Source organism: Rhizobium sp. Root491, assembly GCF_001427205.1.
GTDB lineage: Bacteria > Pseudomonadota > Alphaproteobacteria > Rhizobiales > Rhizobiaceae > Agrobacterium > Agrobacterium tumefaciens.
Map to the genome: position 1 here is coordinate 162,585 of NZ_LMFF01000003.1, position 21,601 is coordinate 184,185.

The window sequence follows — 21,601 nt, forward strand, 5'->3', positions numbered from 1 at the left end:
GTTCAGGGTTTGGGCAATCGAACTTGGCGGCCATTAGGCGGGAGGCTAAACGAATTACGAAATCAGGTTAGTGGCCTAGAAGAATATGGTGGTCGCAGCCTGTTCGCCCCCTCGCCCCCTCCCCGTATTCATGTCCATTTTACCTCGGCGGTCAGATTTCATAGTTTCCGCCCCCACGCGCGCTGTTGGTGGCCTTGGGTCGAGGGATCGAGCAGCAGAAGTTATCCTCACACTGAAGTGCACATTCTGTTACAGCATAGTCCAATCCGTCTGTTGCAGCAGCTTACGGGCTCGGATGTAAATGCATCAGGAATGCCGGTTGTCCACGTCCCTACCCTGCTCAAGTGGATATTGTCGCTTGGTGTAGGTCGTCGGGGTTGCGGTGACGGTTTTGCATGAGATCAACCTGCCCCCTGCCCCCTGCCCCCCGCCCCCTGCCCCCTGCCCCCTGCCCCGGTGTCGGTATGACTGTTGACCTTTGAAGTTGCTGCAGGACTGCAAACCTTGTNGCCCCCTGCCCCCTGCCCCCTGCCCCCTGCCCCCTGCCCCCTGCCCCGGTGTCGGTATGACTGTTGACCTTTGAAGTTGATGCAGGACTGCAAACCTTGTCAGCTGACAAGGTTTTCGATAGCGAGCGTCGTAAACCGCTGACGCTGGTAGCTGGGCGAACTTTAGCGGTCGCGGCAACTGATGATCTGGTATCTGGGCTTCCTCAAGAGATGAGCCGATCAGTTTCCAGAGCCGCGTCTTAAAAACCTTGTCAGCTGACAAGGTTTTCCGATTGGTCCTGGGACGTCAACTCTCGCTAAACCATCGATGATGCGCTCACGCCTTCGCTGCTTGTACCGTACGGATCAATTCTGCCCGTTCACAGATATCAGCGGACAAAAAGTCGCCTCTTGTCGGATCAGTCCTGCTGGCTGCGGCTTCGAGCCGGCTTTGCGGTTCAGGGCGCATGAAAGCCTTTGTCGCCCGTCCCGGCCCCAGGGAGCGAGCCTAGCATGGTATTAAACCAGTTTTGACCCGGGCAAAATTGTTAGAGGCCGGGCACCGGGGTTTAGCCGAGGAAAACGTCCGACGAAGTCTAGCCTTTTCCGGAGCCGTCTACACCGCGTTGATTGGCTCCTGGCGCTTCTCTTGAAAAGGCTGCATTTTTGTCAGGTTGATGCAGCCTTTGCCGCCAAGAAAGCGACTTGCGTGCGCTCAATAATCAGCTTTGGCGCCAACTACACGACGGCGCAAAAGAACGGTCAAAAAACAGACTTGTTTAGCGAACGTATCGATCGGATTGCCGATGGACCGAAAAAGGACGCCGCGCTTCGACGATCTGTGCCGTTTGAAAGACTTATTGGCCAGCCAAGGGAGCTCATCAGAATATCCCAAGCACATGGCAAGTGAGGAATTTGACTACCAGAACCACCAGAACGATCGAATCCTCGCTGCGCCCATTATTTGCTCTCGAAATATTCCCCTTGGTAGCGGGGCATCTGCAGCGGAAATACCTACTAAAATTGGAATGGGGAGAACTTCAGAAAGCGTGCTTATCTGGAGGGACAGCAGAGAGATTTCTGCCTGTCGGCAGAGGAGGGCGGTCACGAGGGTAGAGACCGTTTGTCGGATCCCGCTCCTGATTTTTTCCAGACTGCAAATTTTCCTGAAGATAGCAGGTTCTTTTCGCTGTTCTTAAATGGAATTGGGTAGAAGCGGTCACAGATCTGATCGAAACTCGAAATGAGCAGCGCAAAGCCGGCCTTCCGTTGCCCTTTCGTCCACGAAGAAAATATCCCCTTGGGTCGATCATCTCAAATACTGCAGGCTGTGCTGGACTAAGGTGCTGTCGGAGATCGATGATATACCTGCCTGCGTACCAAGATCCTCGCGCAACGCATCATCGATGACGGCATCCAACGCATAAGTGATAGTTTGGCTCTTAGCTCTATCGTCGAGAAACGCGAGAGATCGCCCCAACAGCCTATGCTGCAGCCAAAGGACAGGCCAGAGGATCCGAACGCCATATCGGACGCCGATTTCTTCAAAAATGTTTAGGCGGCTGAATAATTTCACGCTGCCGCTCTTATGCTCGGCATACATCGTGGGCCAACCCAAGGAACGAGCCTTGCTTGCCTTTCACAATTCGCGAGTGCTCATTCACGTGATGGATGACTTCATACAGCCAGATAAGGGGCGTGTGGTCAGCAATTACGGCGTGATTCCTGAGCATTTTGTAGGAGAGCATTCAGTCCAGCCCTTTCAATCGAAAAGCAACGGCCAGATCAGTCCACCCACTGATCACTGATTTGTATTCCGAAGCCTTCTAAATCCTTGATGTTTCGCGTCGCAAGGGTCAATGGGTGAGCGAAGGCTGTAGCAGCGATCAAGCCATCGCGACCATTTCGCTTGGCGAGCGTCATCAGATCGCCCCAGGCGAAGGCGACATGACCTGCCACCGGAATAATCCTGTTTTCTTAAGCGTTGAGGCAGATTATTCGTGAGCCATTCGTCCAAGGCGCCTCCCGTTATCCATCAGCGCGACACCGCGGCGAATTTCAGCAATAGAGACGATGCTGATTAAGGTTCGATCCACGTCCAGCCTCTGAAGGCGCTTCAGACACCCTTCATCAGGGCGAGGCTCTGTAACTTCCGACAGAACATTCGTATCGAGCAGAAGTCTCTCAAGGACAGGTCACGGGGCTCGTCGTCTTGTCTCTCGGTATCCAAGTCGGCGCCGCATAGGGGTGATGCCGACAGAAATTCCTCAAGCGATCCCCTGTGAGTAGTTTTCGTCAGCCGCTCTTCTGCAGAAACAACAACCAAGCTCGGTTTTCCCTTGCGGGTAATCGTCTGAGGCGCCAACTGGGCGCACTCTCTTTGATCGTCTCTGGTGAAGGCTGCCTTGCTTCTGCACGTATCGATCATCGACTGAGGCAGAGGAGGCCATGCCAGCCTTTGGAGAACGTCAGAGAAGCAGGTTTTCCGACCCTGCCTATGTCGTCAACGAGACCGATTGACTGTGCAACCAGTTCCCAAAAGCCGGGGCGTCTGATGCTACACATGAGCGCCATTACAGAATGCATGCCGCACGTCCGCTTCGCCGTGTGGCGTTGTTATAGTAGCTGGAAGCCTGCTGCATCGACCGGTGTCTGGACTGCTCCATCGCCTCGAGAAGGGGAATTCCGCGATTGGCGGCCTCCGTCAAATATCCCGATCGTAACCCGTGCGCCGAAAACTCCCCACTGTCTAGCCCGGCCATCTGTGCCCGCTGCTTCAGGATCGCATTGACCGACTGCGGATCGAGCGCACGCCGTGAAACGGTGCCCCATCGCCCAATTCCCCGAAACACGCTGCCCTTTTCGATCTTTGCGGCCGCCAGCCAGGCGTTCAGCGCCTCGATAGGTCGGCCTGTGAGATAGACGACATCGTCCTGCTCGCCTGTCGTCGTTTTGGTTCGACCAAGATGGATGGCAAGTGAGGGGAGGGGAGGACCGTCGTTCACCTCGATCGGTGGCTCGACTGTCAGCTGCTCGACGCGTAGCCTGGCGATCTCGCTGCGTCGACGGCCGCCGGAAGCAAAGGCGACCATCAGGATTGCTTTGTCGCGTAGATCGCGCAGGCTGTCTGACTCGCACGTCGCCAGCAGCTTTGCCAGAACGTCGCCAGTGACGGCCTTTGCGCTCTTGCGCGCACGGGTTCGCGGAACGGCGCGCACTGCCAGACGAATGGCTGACTTAAGAGCAGGGGAGGCGAAGGCACCCGAAAGGCCGCGCCACTTACTCAATGTCGACCAGCTGGCCAGCCGGCGCCGCACCGTGTCAGGCGCGTGCGGGCCGACGGATTTCAGGAAACCCTGACGCCTTAGATTTTTGTCGACATCATCGGGCATGCCGTGGTTGGGGTCACTTGCGCGCTTTTCTGGATCCCACAGATGATGGGCTACGAATTTGAGCAGCAACGCCTCGGGCGCCGGCCAGGGCAGGGACTGTCCGGTGGCAGCGAGACCCCAGGCCTGCAGGTAGGCAAGATCAGACGTCAGGGCCCTCAGCGTATTGTCGCCCATTCCCTGATTAACAAGATGCCGCAGCGTCTCGATGTCATCATCGGTCAACAGCTCGGCAAGCTCGTCGCGGCGTTCGAGCGGCAAAACGGACGCGATGGTATCGAGCTCCTCGGCGCGGCGCTCGACGGACGTGTGTGATGTCTTCGCTTTAGGCACGATAGGCTCCAGAATCGCGGGTTTCGGCAGCCGCTGGCACCGTGATTTGCCCCGATTTTCCTCGATTTGCGCCGCGAAATCAACTACCATCGATAAGAGGTACTTATCGATGGTTAGAGCACCAACTATCAATTATACCGTGTGAGGAACTGTAATATTATTATAGAGTTCCTTTAACAAATCATTTACCATGATTTCAATGGCTTACGATCTCGCGAAAATCAGCATGACAGCTCTGATGCGACCGGCTTTCGACGCGGCAATCGCGCTCACCCGTCTCGACGAGCGTATCGCCCGTTCGCCGGTCGGCCAGGGCTTCCTCGAACGCACCCAATTTACCGATGCCTGCGCCTCGCTGTGGATCGACGGCGAACTCGTCCATCTCGAAGACCTGGTCCTCCATGACGCCACCCGGGATATTCGCACACCGACCCATGAGCTGACAATCGCTCGCGACGTCCTGCGGACCCGCCGACGCGTCGCTGCCCAGTCACCGGACTGGGCGCTGTCGGCCGACGGTATTCGGACGCTGCGACAGACGTCGGACATCAATCCGGTCGACCCTGATGCAGTGGAGCCGGCCGTCGTCGTTCGGCCCGCGGTCAGGGACGATTTAGAAGGTGAGGGGAAAGACATCAATGAAGCTGAAGGGCTTCCCGGCGTCGACTATGCCGCCATTGATGCGCTGCTCGCCCGTTCGGAGGCGGCCATCGAGCAGGCAAGAAAGCCCGGCCGGGCTCCGGCCGATCCGCTGGTCTATGATCTCGACTGGGACGAGGATGCCCGGCTCGACGAATGGCGCGCTGTGTTGCGCCAGATCGAAAGTCTGCCGGCGGTGCTGCAGGCGATCGTCGCCCTCGATGCCTGGAACGAATTGTCGGTGCTGCAGCACGCGCCCTGGCTCGGCCGGCTGCTGGCCGCGTCGATCCTGCGCCAGGCCGGCATCACCAGCGGGGCGCATCTGGCGGCGATCAATCTCGGCCTCAAAACCATTCCCGTCGATCGGCGCCGGCATCGCGAACGGGAGACCCGACTGCTCGCGATAGCGCACGGGCTTTTGGCGGCCGCCGAGATCGGGCTGAAGGAACATGACCGATTGACGCTCGCGAAAACGATGATGGACCGTAAACTGGAGGGGCGGCGGACGTCTTCAAAATTGCCGGAACTGATCGAGCTGGTGATGGCGAAGCCATTGGTGTCGGCTAAGATGGTCGCAACGACGCTCGAGGTCACGCCGCAGGCGGCGCGGCGGATTGTTTTGGAGCTGGGCCTGCGGGAGATGACGGGGAGGGGGAGGTTTCGGGCGTGGGGGATCTTCTAGGCCTGAACGGCTTTCACACCCCTTCCTGATTTGGTCGAAAGTGCGCGCAGCCAAGTGGCGCCTTAACTTGCGGAAGGAACCGCCCATAGTGTTGTTGCACGCGTCGCGCGTGTCACGGACAGCGTAATGCACCGAGTGGTAAGGCCAGAAGTCTAGCAGCGCATTTCGATCTGGCGAATAGCAGCAGTCGCCGATCGCGCGAAGTCCGGTTGAGTAAGGAGAATTCGCAGCATTCCCAAATCGCTCCTGTCGCCCAGCTGCCCGACGAGGCTGACTGCCCATGCTGTGGCGCGCTCATCTTTGCCGCCGTGGCTGTCTAAAGCAGGTGTGCCCTGAGGCAGGAACTGCCGTGCAATTTTCAGCAATTCCGGCTGAAAAAGTCGAGAAATTTCGACCGAACCATAGCTTCTTGACTCAGACATCGGCGAGCGCTGCTCAAGCCCCTCCAGAATGACGTCATGTAGACAACTAATAACGATCGGAGCAGGTATAAGCAGCAACGCTTCCCAGGCAGCAGCTGCACCAGATAAGGCAGCCTCCGAACGAATTTCAACATACCTTACGATGTCACGGAGGCGTACGAAACATCGCTGGCGATCGTCATCCGTGGGCGTTTCAGGCAATTCGACTCCATGTCTCGCCAGGAACCTCGTCGCTAGAACAAAAACCGCGATTTCGTCCTGCCAGTGCGGATTAATTTCCGGATAGCGCGCATAGCGAATGAAAAGTGGCGCACTCGAAGGGTCATCTTCATCTGCCACTGCGGTCGCAAGCCATTTCAACGACATGGAGCGGCGAACGCTATCGGCCTGAAAAGCGCGGGTTACCAGTCGCTTCTTCTCGATATCCGAAAGGCCGTTGATCTCTTCGCAATAAATGCCGTCGAACGGATGATCGAACTGGGCGATGTAGACCGACAGTGCCTGCTCAAAGATATCTTCTTCATCCTCGCCGTCCAGCGCCGCGCGTAGCTGGTCTTTTATCCCTTCTCGTGCCTCTTCCGCTTCCTCATCGAGAGCACCCAGAAGCTTCAATGCCTCGATAATGCCGGTGCTGATAAAGATGTGAAAATCATTCGGCTCAAGTTGCTGTATCGCTTCGGTGAGAGTGGCAAGCGCCTCGTCTGAAGCGCGGCGCACAAAACCGGCGGCATGCAGGATGGCAAGCTGTACATGATACGGCTCGCGCCGAAACCTCGCCGTAATCACCTCTGCGAGTTCCTCGCAGAACGACGATTCATGTCCGGCATACAAAGACTGCCTATGTTCAACGACGAAATGCAGTTCGCCTGATGTCAAATCCATCAAATGTTTGGAGCGCATCACATCGCTTGGTCCAACGTCCTCCCAAAACGATTGCGCCGCTCCAACCATGAGCCGGAAACTCGATTTCCAGCCGGAATACAGGCCGAGATACGCAAGCCCAAAGCTGACACTTCGAAGCCCGACATTGTACCGCCGGGCATCATCATCTAACCGCTTTCGATCCCACAGGAGCCGAGCGTCCATTGCTCGGCATAGCCTCAGGTACTCCTCGACCATAACGCCGAACTTTGCGGCAACGCCCAAACCGCAAAACTGGGCGATCTCTTCTTTGCTGTAGTCCGGCAGTTGCTCCCACTCGACACTGACCTTGTCCTCGGTCACACGAAGCGCCAATCGCAGGTTTTCGATATCGAAAAGTATCTGGGATGCCGCTTGGGCTAGAATTTTTTGGGATGCCGACCTGGCGACTGGGCCGGACTCGCCCATAGCGCATTTCGCTAAAATATCAGCGCTCGTCAGGGAGCCCAGGATTTCACAGGCTGTTGTCTCGTCGTCGACTGCCGCCAAAACATCCGGTGCAAGGGCTTCGGCAAAGGCGGTGTTTAGCGCTTGGGACACTGCACCTGTTCCCGAACGGGCAAGCTGAGCGTAGGCCTGCGCAGCGCAGCCAAACAGGAACATCTCGTGAAAGAAAGAGATGCGGCCGGCGCGGCGTTCAAGCAGGCCAGATGAGAGCATTGTCTCGCACTGTTCATCGCCAAGACCATTCGCGATCATAATGTCGTCGAATGCCGTCTCGGTCATCGAATAAGAGAACTGCCCAAAGAGCTGAAGGGCAAAGGATCTCAGACCGGCGTAGCAGGTTCTCGCTTTCTCTCCCAAGCGTTTGCGGATGATCTGATCAACAAGAGTGCTTCTTGTCGCATCAAGACCAAGCTCTCCTTGAAGTTCGGCCACCATTCTCGCCTCGAGGCCGCTTCGCACCCCTGTGAGAACCTTCTTCGCCTCAGCAGAGAGAGAGGATGCCGCTGCGGATGTCGCAATTCTATTTTTCAGGGCATCATCCGGTTCACTCACCGCGATGAGTGCCAATCCTTCGAGAATGGTCGGTCTTTTGCCCTGGCTGGTGACGACCAACTGTGCTCCGTATCTCCTGGCAAGGATTTTCAATCCGCGAAGCGTCTTTTCAACGACGGTACCGGGCAGCTCGTTTAAGCCGTCAAGAAAGATGCACGCACGCGCGGACGTCTGCCGGACAGCTTTCAGCAACGAGGCCAGAGGGATATCGGCAACGAGTGCAATTTCGGTTTTCAGGGCATCGGCAAGCGATTCCGAAATGTCTTTCGCCTGCACAAACAAGACTACCGCACCATCCCGCGAGAGATGTACAGACGCGGCCTTCGCCATCAGGGTTTTTCCGCATCCCGAAGGGCCTGTCACGAATGCTCCCGCATTTCCCCCAACCAGCGCGAACCCAATGGCATCACGTTGCTCATCGCTGGCGGCGATCCAGCCATCTGCCTGCGGCTGATAGTCCCTAACAAGAGCTTCACGATACCGCCCCATGAGCTCGGCCGGCGCATTGTCGAATGCCTCGATCATTGGCACTCGCCTGAGGCGCTGACGTTCAGCCCATTGCCTCCACTCCTCAAGAGACCAAGGGTTACCATCCTCCCGAGAAAGGGCTGTAAGAAAGTCCGCCAAACCGCCAACATGCACCTTGAAGTTTCCAGGCGTGAGATTGGAGCCTTCAGGAATATCCTCGCTGAAAACAACGTGTGCCTCGGGATGAAATTCCTTCGGCAAGCGCCCCATGGCGTCGCGAAGGATGTTCTTCTGCCGGAGAGCCTGCTTGTAGCCATTGGCGACGGTTGTCCAACCGCCATCGGCCGTCGCGTACTCCCACATGCCCTCGATACAGCCGCGCACAGGAAAGGAACTTGACTTGACCTCGGCGACGACAACGCGGGTAGCTGTGATGACTACGAAGTCGAACTGCCGCCCGGAAAGCTCAAAATTGGCGAACACCAGAAGTGGCTGTTTGTGTTCGTCGGAGAATTTACTCAAAGCTCGGAGAAGCTCTACTTCTGAGCGGTGCGCGATTGGGTCGCCTATAAAAACGTCCAAATATTCATTATGACTCATGCGGTTTATTCTAGCAAAGTTTTAGCTCGCCCGCACCAACGCCGATCTGGACGGGCTAGCGCCGGAATCGTGAAAAGCTCCGCCCTGGCGTCACGGACGAAGCTGAATCGTGGGCCTGCATACCATCAGTAATATCAGCGGCAGAAGAATTTATTCGGCAACACTGGGCGGATGTATTCGGCGCACTCATCGATCGCAGACGGGCTTTTGGGGCGTCGGTTCGAATCGTCCAACTGTCTTGATCTATAACCGGCCGCGAACAGGCTTCTTGCGAGATGGTGTGTAAAATGTGACGTTACACTCGCCCATCTTGAAGGAACTGACCCACACGCATGAGCGACGCTTATTTGCAGGGAATATTGGCCCGCGAGGCCGTCGATATCGGGCCATATTCGCCGGTGCGGGGTGTTCAGGGGATTCTGGCGCCGCTGGTTGGCGAGTGGGCGAACGGCAACCTGATTTCGATTAGCCCGAGTGGATCATTTTCCAAGGGAACAGCCAACCACAGCGGCACTGATATCGACCTGTTCATCTCGCTGTCGGAGAACACGCCTGATACGCTCCAGGAGATATACGACAAGCTGTTCGCCAAGCTCGCAGGGGCGGGACACGCGCCGAAACGACAGAACGTTTCCATAAACATCAGGGTCGGCGGCTACGACGTGGACCTGGTCCCGGCCAAGCGGCAGAACGCCTTGTCGAACGATCACAGCCTTTATCGGCGCAAGGCCAGCACCTGGACCAAAACCAACGTCCAGACGCATATCACGACTGTCTGGGCGGGCGCCCGGCAGCAGGAGTCGCGCCTCATCAAGCTGTGGCGAGACCAGAAAGGGCTGGATTTTCCGTCCTTCTACGTTGAGCTGGCCGTCATCGTGGCGCTGAGCAATACGAATTACCCGACTTTGAGCGATCGGATCGTCGCGTGCCTCACCTATCTGCGCGACACATTTGCGAATGCGCGGTTTGTCGATCCGGCCAACACCAACAACGTGATTTCGGACGATCTGACGGCTGCGGAAAAACAAAGGATCAGCGCTGCCGCGGGGCAGGCGCTTAACGGTAGCTGGGAGCAGTTTGTCAGATGAGTGGGTGGTCGCTGCAAGAATTACTGGCCGGGCTGCATGACAAGGTGCAGGAGGACCTGAACCGGGCGCGCAAGTCTTTCGCCCATCCGGGCACGAAAGGCGACGCCAGCGAAGCCGTCTGGGTCGAACTGCTGAACACCTATCTGCCGAAGCGATACGAGGTTGCGACCGCCCATGTGGTCGATAATCACGGCGCGTTCAGCCAGCAGATCGATGTCGTCATTTACGACCGGCAATACACGCCGCTGATTTTCGAAATGCACGGCATCAAAATCATTCCGGCCGAAAGCGTCTATGCCGTATTCGAGGCCAAGCAGACGCTTAACGCGACTTATGTGGGCTATGCCCGCGACAAGGCGGCGAGTGTCCGCAAGCTCGACCGCACCAGCCTGGCGGTGACGTGGCTCGGCGGGAAGTCGGAGCCCAAGAAGCCGCACTGGATTCTCTGCGGCATCCTGACGTTTGAAAGCGAGTGGAGCCCGCCGATGGGCAAAACCATGACGGACCTGCTCGACAGCGCGCCGGATGAAAGTCTGCTCGACATTGGGTGCGTGGCGGCGCACGGCTGGTTCGGCCGCAACGGCGACGGCGTTACGGCGGTGTCGCTCAACGGGAAATCCGTCACCGGTTTTCTATTGGAGCTGATCGCCCGGCTGCAGGAGATTGGAACCGTGCCGATGATCGACGTGCGGGCTTATGCACGCTGGCTCGCGGATCACTAGGAGCGCTCGATGCTTAAATTTGACCCTGCATGGCGGTTTTCAAGCCCAGGACCGGCGCCGGCGACCCTGTCGCGCGCATTTTACGATTTCATCGAAAAAATCGCCACTCAGAGAAACACCTGGATGATCGTTGAACGCTTTAAGGAAGCGTTCGGTGGTTCGGGGAACAGCAGCAGCCTGAGCTGGGCGTGGTCCGATCTGGACAGCGCGATGCGCCGAGCGGAAGAGAACGCGCCGCTGTTCATCGAGGCGTTTTATAGGGTCTGCATGGAGTGCGCCGAAGACGGCCTCGGTGTGCCCGACGTGGCGATGATCAATCGCGTACTTGCAGAACATGGCGCGGGCTATCGGATCGAACCGCCCCATCTGGTCGCCACAAACCCGCAGGTCCCACCGATTCCCGTGCCCGACGCCGCACCGTCCCTCGACGCGCAGGCGCGGGCGCTGATTGAAGCATCGCTCGAGGAGTCGCACCGGCTCATCGAGGAAGGGAAAAGCCGCCAGGCGGTTTCTGAAATCCTCTGGCTTCTGGAGTCGGTCGCGACAGTGTTCCGGGGCACCGGCACGAACGATGGCACGGTTCAGGGTAAATATTTTAACAAGATCATTGGCGAAATGAGATCCGGCAATCGCGGAACAGCTCAGGAGCAGATCCTTGACTGGATGACGAAATTGCACGGCTATCTGTCCTCGCCAACCGGCGGCGGCGTACGGCACGGTATGGATCTCAAGGCTGGGGTCGCCATCCAGCAGAATGAGGCCCGGCTGTATTGCAATCTGATCCGGAGCTACATCACCTATCTCATCGAGGAACACGAGCGTCTTCAGAAGATGGGAGCCACTGCAGCGTGAAGCGGCGCGAGTGCATCTCTTCGAAACGGTCGAATTAGGATCGGAACAGGGCGCATTTTCCGTTCCGATTAGTGTCTCGGCATGTTACAACCGCTTTGCGATACAAAAAATGATGCTTAAGTATGGAAATTAGCGATCCCACCGGTCGGGAACGTAGCTTCCCAAGGTAGGGGCGAAATCCGACCACAAAAGCAGCGTAGACCATATAGCTTTAGTGGTGGAGACAGCACAATTAACGCAGATAGGGGTAGCCCCTGCGTTTTCCATACCCCCAACAAACCGCCTCATTGAAAGCTGGTATTCGCCTGCGTATCTTCTTTGCAACCGAAGGAGATTTAAACCATGAGCGCAACCTCTACTGATGCAGAAGTCATCAATTTTCCAAAGCCCGCAACCAAGAAGCCGTCCTCTACGGAGCGCATCTGGGGCAAGGCTGTTTATAGTCACGGCTATGCAGGTATCCCCTCCATCTTGATCCAGGCGCAGCGGCGCCTCGGCATCAACGCGATGCAGATGAACATCGTCATCCAGCTCCTGGATTACTGGCACGAGCCCACGCGTAAGCCGTTTCCCGCCAAAAAGGAACTGGCGAAACGCATGGATGTCACGGAGAAAACCATCCAGAACAATATGCGCGCCCTGGAGAAGGCCGGCTATATCAAGCGCGAAATGCGCAAGACGGCTGCCGGTGACTGGAACAGCAATATCTACCACCTCGACGGCCTGGTGACGAAGATTCAGGCGCTTGAGCCGGAATTCGCGGCTGAAAAGAAGCAGCGGAAGGAAGCCAAGGCGGCCTTGCAAACCCCGAAGCATCTCAAGTGATTAGGGCAAAAAATTACCCCGGCCGCATGCCTAGGGCAGAGACGGTACCGGGGTGTACGATTACCTATATAGAGGGGGTGGGGAAAAAATGCAAGGGGAAGTAGGGAAGACAGTTTCCTATGAAACGCTGGAAATGGCGCTTTCCCTGGAGCGGTTTGGCCGTTACCTCGACTGGGCGAATAGCGACCGGGACCGTGCTATCGAGCTGTATACGCTCAATACCCTGATTTCGGAAAGCCTTTATACGCCGCTCCAGATGCTGGAGGTGGCGCTGCGCAACCGCATCCATGCCGTCATGGCGGAAGCGGTCAATGAAAGCTGGTTTCACGAAGAAGGCCTGCTGCTCGGTGAATGGCAGCCTGAACAGCTTGCCAAGGCGATCCAGGATATTGAAGCAAACAAAAAGGAGCCGACACCCGGCCGTGTCATCGCCGCGCTGACATTCAGCTTCTGGACGGCCATGTTCGGCAAGGACTATGAAACGCTGTGGCAGACGACGCTGCACAAGATCGGTCGCAAGCCTGACGGAAAGGGGTTGCGAAGGAAGGACTTCTCCGGTCCGCTGGCGCAGATCCGCAGCCTGCGGAATCGCATCGCCCATCACGAGCCGATCATCATGTGGAACCTGCCGAAGCGCTATGACAGCATGATGGAAATGACCGGCTGGCTGTCCCCGGCGGCGGCGGACTGGTGCCAGGCGCACTGCCGGTTCCAGCAGGTCTATCCGGCGGAGCCGATCGCACTGCATCAGCCGCTCAAGGACGCGAAAGGCGAGGGAGCCTGACCGGATGAGCAACCGCGACAATTTTTCTCCCGCAGTGAAAAAAGCGGTGGCGATGCGCGCTGGGTGGCAATGCTCCTTTGCGGCATGCCAGCAAAAAACCGTCGGCCCGAGCGAGGAAACGCCAGGCGCCTTCGCTATCGTCGGCGACGCCGCCCATATCTGCGCAGCGGCGCCGGGGGGCCGCCGCTTTGACGAAACCATGAGCCCGGAAGAACGGTCGGGCATTGGCAACGCCATCTGGCTCTGCCCCACCCACGCGCGGCTGATCGACCGCGACGAAGCCACTTATACCGCCGACATGCTGCGGGCGATGAAAGCGGCGCGTGAAAAGGCCTGCGGCGAAGACATGAGAGCCGGGGCCGGGGTGTTGCCGGGCGCGGGCTTGGTGGCGATCGGTCCCGATATTGTCTGTGCAGGAGAGATTGCGCAGGTCACGGCCGGGAGCTGGGTCCTGCATCTGAATCACTTTGTAACAGCCGACCGGCACGCACTGATCGGCTTTATAGGCGGCTTCGCTACGCGCGCGCCGGAAGACAGATATGTGCTTTCAAACGAGCTGGGCGACGGCAGGGTGCTTTCAGAAGCGCCGACGCTCACGATGAAGGCCGGCGTGCACGTAATGACTTGCCCTCTCGGCCCGTCTGCTCAACGCATCGACGCGCAGAAGCTCGGCAACAGCCTGGCGCTAGACCCTGAAGCCAACGATTTGTTTCTCGATGGCACGAGCATCGCCTTGGTTTCCGGTGTCGATTATCTCCCACAGAAAATACAGTCGCTGCTATCGATGCAGCGGGGGGAAAACCTCTTTGGTGTGACGTCGGGCGTGCGCTTCTTTGAGTATTTCGAGGCATTCAGCGGCACCCTCTGGTTATCCCAGCTCCTCACACTGGACGTTATCCGTCAGGCGGCCCTTCCCGCCGCCGACGGGATCATGAACGCCCAGGCGACGCCGTTGCAGTGCGTCACACGCGTCCGCAGCGTCGAACTACTGTCAGAGTCGCCGGAAAACAACCGGCTGCCGCTGCGCGTCGACCTCGAGGTACAAGGCGTAGGCCGATGGCAGCGGGACTTGTCGATCTACATGCCAACCAGGGAACAGATGCATGAACGCGCAAGGCTCTCGCAGGAGACGCGCCCCGCAACCGCTGGACCTGGACCCAATTCCTCTTCATCGGATCAACGCTAATCGCCAGAATTGCCCCCATGCCGCACATCGATCGCCTGAATCCCTACCTGCGAGGCCCCGTCACGATCCGCGCTCCGAGAATGGCGCTATTGGCCTATGATTCTGAGCCGCTCCTTGCGGAAGGGGAAGGCGAGTTCGAAATCGTGTCTGAGCGGGAATTCCGCTACCGGATGACAGGGCAGCCTGTCGATCTGAGGCACAGCCTGAGCGCGCTCAATCGTCAGCGGAACGAACCCTACGAGGCGCGACACAGGTTCCGCCTGGTGATGACCGATGCGGACGGGACCGAATGGTCGGGCGGCTGGACGGTCCCAAAGGTAGATACCGATGGCGATCAGTGGGTGCTCACCGGCGCGTCCGATAGCTTAAGTACCCGCGTTGAGGGGCCAGCGACGGGGGAAAGCGGCGCCGAATCCCGTTTTCTTATTCCCCGAAATCATAGCGCCTCGATCATTTTCCGGCGCTTCGTGCGAAGCGACGCCGAGGCTGGCGGCGCATGCGCCGTCCGCACCATCAACGTGCTGGGCATACCCGTCAGGTTCGCGTTCGACAGCGAGACAAACGTACTTTCCATTTCAGCTGCACATGCCGCAGCCCTGCCCGCACACGCGGCCGAAAATTGGTTCGGCGAACCTCTCCGCATTCTTTTCGGTCAGTTGGCGTTTCCGCGGCTGGTCGAACGCCGCTTTCCGAACGGACGCTCCATGCTCTGGGTGCGAGAGTCACCGGCCTGGACTTCGGATTCGACATGGACCGCTTTGTGGAGCGGTGACGACCGTCTTACGAACGACGCCGATTTCTTCGATCTCTATGCGGGGCTCCTCACCCTGGTTGCGCGCGAAGGAGGGTGGGAAAGCCACACGATCACCACGTTCTATGAGGAAGTGATCCAATCTGCGCAGGGTTCCAGATGGGTGATGGCGCTGACGCTGGCCAGCAGTATCGAAGGCGTGGCGCGTCGCCTCGTTCCTGAAGGCACGCTCAGAACCGACGCCGATCAGGCCGCCATCGATTCCCTGGTCGCTCATATCGAGCAGTGGGAGGGTGCGTCGAGGCTAAGGGATGCAGCCAAAGCCGCGGTTAAGAGAGCGGATGCGGTTTCCGTGCAGCGGGCGCTTTACACATTGGCGGATGAGAGGGTGGGAACAAGACCTCAGGTAGCGTCCTGGATAAAGATCCGCAACGGTGTCATGCACGGCAAGCTTGTTTCGCCCTATTCAAGCGAGGAGGATGACCAGATCATCATCAATCTAGCCGGTCTGCTTCGGGCGCTGACGCGAGAAGCAGCGCGGCGCGCATTGATTTGATCCTTGAGAAGGCGCGAGCGAAATCGGAATGTTCTATGTATCGAGCATGTCCCACTCATCGCCTGTAACCCAACGCAAAGCTGACAGCTTCCCGTTAATCATGCCCCATTCGAAATCGTCCCACGGGCCGAGATTCTCGATTCCGATCTCGTCCTCTGTCCTTTTCGCGGCTGCAAGCGCACCTGCCCAAACCGTATCGAGTGTTTGATCCTGCCGGTACGGGGAGCGGGAATATTCGGATTCCGGTACGACATGATGCTTGCCGTCTTCGATTGTTGACCGGAGGTTCCAATGCCGATTGTACCAGACCTGGCGGAACAGCAGGTGTTCGGCTTCCAGGATTTCCGAAAGCCTGCGGAACTGGGGCGAATAGTTGAATTCGGCGTCGTGATCGGCCAAGAGGTCCGGATCTATGTCTTTCAGCGTATCGAGCAATGAAACCCAGTAGGTGGACTTTGGCGGTGCGAATGAGGGCGCCAGGTCGGGGTGGGGAAGACGGCGATCCCCATTTGGCTCGCTGAAATCCTTGATGTTATGCGTGACGAAGGCGAAGCGTGCGTCTTTAACGTCGGACCGCGCGACGATGTCCGCGTAGATCTCGACCAGGATCGCATCTCCGACACTGTTTTTCGCCCGGTGATAGGGGGCGAGGTTCGCGAGCGCCCTATCCGTCACCCGCGCTTTAACCGCATCCGTCGTTGGAACGGGAGCTTGTGCGAGCAGCAACTTTTCAATGGAGTCCACGACGCTCAGAACGGAATCGCTGCCAGTGACAATCTTATGGTCGACTTCATTGAGTGCCTGCAGGGTAGGGGCTTTAATTTCGTCAGCACCGAACTGATTAACGGCTTCGCGGACCAGTCTGAAATGAGACTGCAGGCTACGCTGCGCTTCGGCGATGACCCTCGATTTGTTGCGCAGAAATTCGTCAACGACAATTTGAGGAACGATAAGCTCCACTTCCCCCGCCGCGATCAGATCCTTCAGGGCGTTGATGAGAGGTTGCGAGCGGTAATCTTTGGATAGGTCGAGCCATATGCACGTATCAATCAACAGATGCAACATTTGTAGGTGCCGGTTTTATGGTTAATCTGAAATCGTAGCTCTGCGTAACGTTACAGATTTTCGCGATGTGCGTCAGCCGTCGCGTCGACTCCAGCCTGTCCCCTGATTTGAACTGATCTCTCTTTGGGTCTGCTTCATTCAATGTCGCCATCATTTCCGGAACAGAGGCCGGCCCTAGGTCCCAGTCTCGACCAGCCAGCCAGGCCAGCAAGCAGCTCATTCGATATTATATCGTCTCGCCAGCGACTCGCTTGGTTTGATCGCGTCCGGACATATGAAGCATCGAGAAGATAAACTGATGCAGCAATGTCGGAGCCGCAAGTGTCGCTATCGGCAAGGCCGCAACAAAAGCATCGACCTCTTTCTCGATGCTATGAAATCTTCCAACGGTTCGTCTCCTGCATTGCCGAGATCGGCATAACCCTATCAATCGGGAAATTCTGCTCGGGGGTGGGTAAGCCTCGCTGCAGCGAGAAGATCCGAAACATCATTCAAAAGAATATAATCGATGCCACCGAGTAGGTGTGCCAGTCTTGCTCCATAATCATGGGCATTATCACGACCGCCGCCCGTGACGATTGAGCGGATGAGGAACTTTCGAGCTTCCTCGTCCCCGGGCTGCACGAGATACCTGATGTCCCTCAAGGCGCATTCGACCATATACATAGCAAACGTATCGCCGACACGGTGGGACTGGAGAACATGGTAGAGGCACGTGCCAAGACTGCGCGCCGCATTCGCCGGAATGCCCGCCGATCCTTGGTGAAGGCTTCCCGGAAAACTACGATGAACCGATCCCTCTGGGGCCTTTCGAGTAAACTGAACCCAGTGTCCCAAGGTGTTGATACATTCATAGATCAGGTGAGCATTCCAAGTCGGAAATTCATCACCCTGAGCGATCTCGGGACCGGTGGCATCGTAGATGTCAACCAGCTCGTCAACGAAGTGATCCAGGTAGGCCAGCCACATGTGATCCTTGATGTTCTGACTGAACGCCGAACGGATCATCAAGTCGAAATAGGCGATGGCAAAAGCCACCGGATCTCGCCACCTTCGTTGGTCGAAACCATCGCTCTTTCCGTTGAGCTTTGCTCGAACGACGGCGTCATCACCCCTAATATAATCGATCACGAAATCGCCGATGGGCTTCCAGGCCGCAAGGCTTTCGGCCACGCTTGCGTCCAAGAAATACGCTCGCAAGATGAAATTGTGGCCGACCACGAGATTGTCGCCGAGGCCTTCATACTTGGCGTTCCGTTCAACTTCTTCATATAGGCGGCTTCCTGGCGACGAAGCCAAGCTAGCCAAAAGTCGATTGGAGAAGTCGAAACGCTGATGGGCATCGAGCGTCAGAAGCACCCCTGTCACACTGGGGCGCTGAAGAGCAGCGTAGTCCATGAATTGCCGGCTTAGGTAGAGGGAATTCAAGATGCGTTCGGCGTGCTCTTGCGCATGTGCTCCCCCCGGAACGCATCGCGCCAACAATCGAAATGGCGTTAGCCACCTTCGCTTCTTGTCCGCACGTATGGGATCACTTAACCATTCCTCCAGATCGGGGATACGCTTGCCGGCGAGCCAGTCCTTCAACTTTTGATTCCAGAGCTTGCGATTTTGGGCACGCTCCAAGAAGCGCACGTGCGGAAGGACGAAGTCAACCGCCTGGCCGTAGCGTTGCTGGTGGAACAGCTGCTCGACGAGATCGGCCATTGGGCGGATTGATCGCTGGCTCGGTGGGAGGCATATCGCCACCAAGCAAGCTAGTAGCATCCAGACCACAACAACGAGAAATGCGGCCATCGCTGGCGTAAAGGCGGCGCCGGGCTGGATTACGAGCCCGTTGCAGACAATCCGAAACGCCGGCAGGCAAGGTAGGGAAACAAACTGGAAGAACTCGAAGTAGAGGGCGAGCACCAATGCCGCGCCCGCCAAGATGGCTTGCGGAACAAGCTGCAAACGGATCCGCAACCTGGCAACCGGTGGAATAATTGCGAAAACGGCAGCAGCTAGTCCAAGGAAGGTCAGGAATCCGTCGAGGGTCATTTGAGGGTGCTACCGAAAGAATCAAGTTTCGAACATATTGAAATACCAGCAAGTATTACTTGTGTATCGCGTTCTTAGCGCCAAAAACAGCCAGTCCGCTCACGGCCCCCAAATCAGCTATTTCCTGCAGGCAAAGCCGACATCCGATACAATTTCAGAGAGATAGCTTTTATATCAAAAGGGTCGGCGGTTCAGATCCCTTCAAGGCGAATGGCAGCTTTGCGCCTTCATGCACGAACCCGCTTCGCGGGAGGGCGTGCGCGGTGAGGCTGGTGTGATTATCTGAGTTCTAGGCAGGCGGTTGGTGTTGCCTGACCATGGAGTTCCCTTCAACGAGAGGAACGTTCAATGGCCAGCTTCTCCAACAATACCCGGACCACACCGCTTCGCCAACGCATGCAAGAAGACAGGGTAATGCGGGGGTTGGGATCCCACACTCAGCAGGACTACATCCGTCATGTCCGGCGCTTCGCCACGTTTCTTGGGCGCGCCCCTGACACCGCAACGGTCGCTGACATACGGCATTTCCAGTTGTATCAGCATGAGAACGGTGTGGGCCCGGCGACGATCAACAGCACGGTTTCAGCGCTGCGCTTTCTGTATACGGTGACGCTAAAACGGCGGGATATGGCGCGAGCGCTGGTGATCACCCGCAATCCACGCAAGCTACCCGATGTGCTGAGCATGGAGGAAGCTGCACGGTTGCTCGAGGCGGCGCCAGGCATCAAATACAAAGCGGCGCTCGGCGTAGCCTATGGCGCGGGCTTGCGCGTCTCGGAGGTCGCGCATCTCAAGGTCGATGACATCGACTCGACACGCATGCTGATCCGCGTTGAACAAGGCAAAGGACGCAAGGATCGCAATGCCATGCTTTCCCCGCAACTCCTTGAACTGTTGCGACTGTGGTGGCGCGAAGGAAAGCGGCGCGGCGTGATGCTACCTCATGGCTGGCTGTTTCCGGGACGCAGTCGCACCGACCCGATCTCGTCGCGGCAACTGCATCGCGCTGTTCAGGAAGCTGCGGAGGTCGCCGGAATACACAAGCGCGTCAGTCCGCACACCCTACGGCACAGCTTTGCCACCCACCTTCTGGAGGATGGCACCGATATCCGGGTCATCCAGGTTCTGCTCGGACATAGCAAGCTGGAGACGACCGCGCTCTATGCCAAGGTTTCTACCCGGACGATCCACGCGGTCGCTGGGCCGCTCGACCGGCTGATGGCACTTGTGGAAGGCAAGACGCCCGACGACTGAGCCATGCGTACCTCGATCGAGGTCGCCGATATCTTCCGTGTTGCCGGGTCGACTCATCGGAAAGCCCATGCGGGACAGCTCAGCTTGGCCCAGCTCAAGGTGATGTCGGCGGTAGAACACTGCCGCACTGCTGCATTGGGCGGCCATGTAGAGGCCTGCGAGGACTGCGGAGAGTGGCGCATTGCCTACAATTCCTGCCGGAACCGGCACTGTCCGAAGTGCCAGGGCGCCGCCGCACGCACATGGCTCGCCGAACGAGAGGCTGATCTCTTGCCGGTAGGATACTTCCACGTCGTCTTCACATTGCCAGCCGAGGCCGCCGTCATTGCCTTCTACAACAAGGCGCTGGTTTACGATCTTCTGTTCAAGGCCGCATCGGAAACGATGCTGACGATCGCTGCCGATCCGAAGCATCTCGGCGCGCGCATCGGTATCACTGCCGTGCTGCACACATGGGGATCGGCCATGACCCATCATCCCCATGTTCACATGATCGTGCCGGGCGGCGGCATAGCCCTTGATGGGTCACGCTGGATATCGTCACGTCCAGCATTCCTCTTGCCGGTGCGTGTGCTCGGCAAGCTCTTCCGGCGCTTGTTCCTCACGCGACTGCTCCAGTTCCACGATGCCGGGCAGCTCGCTTTCTTCGGTTCGGCTGCGCATCTCGCTGACCGCCGGGCATTCGGACGGCACCTGTCGCCGGTGCGAAAGAAGCGTTGGGTCGTTTATGCCAAGCCGCCCTTCGCGGGACCTGAGGCGGTTCTTGCCTATCTGTCGCGCTATACCCATAGGGTGGCCATCTCGAACAGTCGCCTGATCTCGTTCGAAGAGACCGGCGTCACCTTCCGTTACAAGGACTACCGCCGCGACGGTTCCGATCGGCAGCAGGTCATGACGCTTGCCCCCGACGAGTTCATTCGACGCTTCCTGCTCCACGTTCTCCCGCGCGGGTTCCACCGCATCCGGCATTACGGCCTGCTCGCCGGCAGTTCCCGAAAGACTAGCATCACCCGCGCCCGCGAGCTCCTGAACGCTGCCCTGCCGCCTGTCGACAACGCTGCCAACGAGCCAATCGAGATCCGCCCGCCATGCCCATGTTGCGGCGGACGCATGATCGTCATCGAGGTGTTCGAATGCTGGCATCAGCCACGCGGACCGCCAAACACGGCGACAACGAACCGGGAGAGCGCGTCATGACCCGGCATGGCAGATCCATTCATATGGTCTGCTCAAAGCAGAGCCGGCCAACGGGAGGGCCTGCGCCAGTTCGAATGGCGACGGCTTTAAGCCGGGCAAACGCGCTCCCAAGCACCGAGAAAATCTCGGCGATCACGCTTGCAAACACCAATTTCGGCCCGCCGGGACGAACAAACGCCGCTGCGATCGGCGGTCCGCCAGAAGATCCGATACACAAAAACCCATAGCTCAGAGAATGCCGACCGCGGGTTCCTGCATGAGAGGCTTTCGTACGCCTGACGGCACCCGAAACCCTTAAGCATATCGGATGAAAAGGCCATATCTCGGCCGCCCGAAAGCG

General features: G+C 57.8%; 16 protein-coding genes and 2 pseudogenes. 11 read left to right on the forward strand and 7 right to left on the reverse strand.

Annotation, left to right across the window (positions count from 1 at the left end):
• Positions 1-1,137: 1,137 nt before the first annotated feature.
• Positions 1,138-1,398 carry a hypothetical protein gene (locus ASD46_RS26340; protein ID WP_323455097.1) on the forward strand — a complete coding sequence of 87 codons (261 nt, stop codon included), beginning with the start codon at positions 1,138-1,140 and terminating at the stop codon, positions 1,396-1,398.
• A gap of 399 nt (positions 1,399-1,797) precedes the next feature.
• Here the strand turns inward: ASD46_RS26340 and ASD46_RS26975 are convergent, their stop codons facing one another.
• From ASD46_RS26975 to ASD46_RS08370, 4 genes and pseudogenes are all read right to left on the reverse strand, one after another.
• Positions 1,798-2,091 (reverse strand): hypothetical protein, encoded by a 294-nt coding sequence (locus ASD46_RS26975; RefSeq protein ID WP_060641993.1) that lies wholly within the window; start codon positions 2,089-2,091, stop codon positions 1,798-1,800.
• Positions 2,092-2,273: 182 nt separating this feature from the next.
• A pseudogene (locus ASD46_RS26350) lies at positions 2,274-2,665 on the reverse strand (PIN domain-containing protein).
• An 8-nt stretch (positions 2,666-2,673) separates the two neighbouring features.
• Positions 2,674-2,916: pseudogene (locus ASD46_RS27685) on the reverse strand (prevent-host-death protein); the annotation flags it as partial.
• Between the two features lie 145 nt (positions 2,917-3,061).
• Positions 3,062-4,210, reverse strand: a complete 1,149-nt coding sequence (locus ASD46_RS08370; RefSeq protein ID WP_060642086.1) for a site-specific integrase — start codon at positions 4,208-4,210, stop codon at positions 3,062-3,064.
• 190 nt (positions 4,211-4,400) lie between these two features.
• On the opposite strand from ASD46_RS08370, the gene ASD46_RS08375 reads away from it, so the two are divergent.
• Positions 4,401-5,531, forward strand: coding sequence for an RHE_PE00001 family protein (locus tag ASD46_RS08375; protein ID WP_060641994.1), 1,131 nt, complete (start codon positions 4,401-4,403; stop codon positions 5,529-5,531).
• A gap of 152 nt (positions 5,532-5,683) precedes the next feature.
• Here the strand turns inward: ASD46_RS08375 and ASD46_RS08380 are convergent, their stop codons facing one another.
• Entirely contained in the window at positions 5,684-8,941 is a 3,258-nt protein-coding gene (locus tag ASD46_RS08380) for an NERD domain-containing protein (RefSeq protein ID WP_060641995.1), read from the reverse strand.
• Between the two features lie 332 nt (positions 8,942-9,273).
• On the opposite strand from ASD46_RS08380, the gene ASD46_RS08385 reads away from it, so the two are divergent.
• From ASD46_RS08385 to ASD46_RS08415, 7 genes are all read left to right on the forward strand, one after another.
• Complete coding sequence (locus ASD46_RS08385) at positions 9,274-10,029, forward strand: hypothetical protein (protein ID WP_060641996.1); 756 nt, start codon at positions 9,274-9,276, stop codon at positions 10,027-10,029.
• Entirely contained in the window at positions 10,026-10,751 is a 726-nt protein-coding gene (locus ASD46_RS08390; protein ID WP_060641997.1) for a DUF6602 domain-containing protein, read from the forward strand. The genes ASD46_RS08385 and ASD46_RS08390 overlap by 4 nt, the downstream gene beginning before the upstream one ends.
• A gap of 9 nt (positions 10,752-10,760) precedes the next feature.
• Positions 10,761-11,603 carry a hypothetical protein gene (locus tag ASD46_RS08395; RefSeq protein ID WP_060641998.1) on the forward strand — a complete coding sequence of 281 codons (843 nt, stop codon included), beginning with the start codon at positions 10,761-10,763 and terminating at the stop codon, positions 11,601-11,603.
• Between the two features lie 342 nt (positions 11,604-11,945).
• Positions 11,946-12,428 carry a helix-turn-helix domain-containing protein gene (locus tag ASD46_RS08400; protein ID WP_060641999.1) on the forward strand — a complete coding sequence of 161 codons (483 nt, stop codon included), beginning with the start codon at positions 11,946-11,948 and terminating at the stop codon, positions 12,426-12,428.
• A gap of 88 nt (positions 12,429-12,516) precedes the next feature.
• Positions 12,517-13,212 (forward strand): Abi family protein, encoded by a 696-nt coding sequence (locus ASD46_RS08405; RefSeq protein WP_060642000.1) that lies wholly within the window; start codon positions 12,517-12,519, stop codon positions 13,210-13,212.
• Positions 13,213-13,216: 4 nt separating this feature from the next.
• Positions 13,217-14,398, forward strand: a complete 1,182-nt coding sequence (locus ASD46_RS08410; RefSeq protein ID WP_060642001.1) for an HNH endonuclease — start codon at positions 13,217-13,219, stop codon at positions 14,396-14,398.
• 17 nt (positions 14,399-14,415) lie between these two features.
• Positions 14,416-15,705, forward strand: a complete 1,290-nt coding sequence (locus ASD46_RS08415) for a hypothetical protein (protein WP_060642002.1) — start codon at positions 14,416-14,418, stop codon at positions 15,703-15,705.
• A 33-nt stretch (positions 15,706-15,738) separates the two neighbouring features.
• On the opposite strand, the gene ASD46_RS08420 is transcribed toward ASD46_RS08415, so the two are convergent.
• Positions 15,739-16,770, reverse strand: a complete 1,032-nt coding sequence (locus tag ASD46_RS08420) for a PIN domain-containing protein (RefSeq protein WP_060642003.1) — start codon at positions 16,768-16,770, stop codon at positions 15,739-15,741.
• A gap of 426 nt (positions 16,771-17,196) precedes the next feature.
• Positions 17,197-18,810, reverse strand: a complete 1,614-nt coding sequence (locus ASD46_RS08425) for a hypothetical protein (RefSeq protein WP_060642004.1) — start codon at positions 18,808-18,810, stop codon at positions 17,197-17,199.
• Between the two features lie 348 nt (positions 18,811-19,158).
• On the opposite strand from ASD46_RS08425, the gene ASD46_RS08430 reads away from it, so the two are divergent.
• Together ASD46_RS08430 and ASD46_RS08435 are read left to right on the forward strand one after the other, a co-directional pair.
• Complete coding sequence (locus ASD46_RS08430; RefSeq protein ID WP_060642005.1) at positions 19,159-20,064, forward strand: tyrosine-type recombinase/integrase; 906 nt, start codon at positions 19,159-19,161, stop codon at positions 20,062-20,064.
• Between the two features lie 3 nt (positions 20,065-20,067).
• Positions 20,068-21,261, forward strand: a complete 1,194-nt coding sequence (locus ASD46_RS08435; protein WP_060642006.1) for an IS91 family transposase — start codon at positions 20,068-20,070, stop codon at positions 21,259-21,261.
• Positions 21,262-21,601: the final 340 nt, after the last annotated feature.

What these genes read in the sequence shown, in the direction of transcription:
- ASD46_RS26975 (WP_060641993.1), bottom strand. Translation starts at nt 2,091, where the DNA reads ATGTATGCCGAGCATAAGAGCGGCAGCGTGAAATTATTCAGCCGCCTA.
- ASD46_RS08375 (WP_060641994.1), top strand. Translation starts at nt 4,401, where the DNA reads ATGATTTCAATGGCTTACGATCTCGCGAAAATCAGCATGACAGCTCTG.
- ASD46_RS08380 (WP_060641995.1), bottom strand. Translation starts at nt 8,941, where the DNA reads ATGAGTCATAATGAATATTTGGACGTTTTTATAGGCGACCCAATCGCG.
- ASD46_RS08385 (WP_060641996.1), top strand. Translation starts at nt 9,274, where the DNA reads ATGAGCGACGCTTATTTGCAGGGAATATTGGCCCGCGAGGCCGTCGAT.
- ASD46_RS08390 (WP_060641997.1), top strand. Translation starts at nt 10,026, where the DNA reads ATGAGTGGGTGGTCGCTGCAAGAATTACTGGCCGGGCTGCATGACAAG.
- ASD46_RS08395 (WP_060641998.1), top strand. Translation starts at nt 10,761, where the DNA reads ATGCTTAAATTTGACCCTGCATGGCGGTTTTCAAGCCCAGGACCGGCG.
- ASD46_RS08400 (WP_060641999.1), top strand. Translation starts at nt 11,946, where the DNA reads ATGAGCGCAACCTCTACTGATGCAGAAGTCATCAATTTTCCAAAGCCC.
- ASD46_RS08405 (WP_060642000.1), top strand. Translation starts at nt 12,517, where the DNA reads ATGCAAGGGGAAGTAGGGAAGACAGTTTCCTATGAAACGCTGGAAATG.
- ASD46_RS08410 (WP_060642001.1), top strand. Translation starts at nt 13,217, where the DNA reads ATGAGCAACCGCGACAATTTTTCTCCCGCAGTGAAAAAAGCGGTGGCG.
- ASD46_RS08415 (WP_060642002.1), top strand. Translation starts at nt 14,416, where the DNA reads ATGCCGCACATCGATCGCCTGAATCCCTACCTGCGAGGCCCCGTCACG.
- ASD46_RS08420 (WP_060642003.1), bottom strand. Translation starts at nt 16,770, where the DNA reads ATGTTGCATCTGTTGATTGATACGTGCATATGGCTCGACCTATCCAAA.
- ASD46_RS08425 (WP_060642004.1), bottom strand. Translation starts at nt 18,810, where the DNA reads ATGACCCTCGACGGATTCCTGACCTTCCTTGGACTAGCTGCTGCCGTT.
- ASD46_RS08430 (WP_060642005.1), top strand. Translation starts at nt 19,159, where the DNA reads ATGGCCAGCTTCTCCAACAATACCCGGACCACACCGCTTCGCCAACGC.
- ASD46_RS08435 (WP_060642006.1), top strand. Translation starts at nt 20,068, where the DNA reads ATGCGTACCTCGATCGAGGTCGCCGATATCTTCCGTGTTGCCGGGTCG.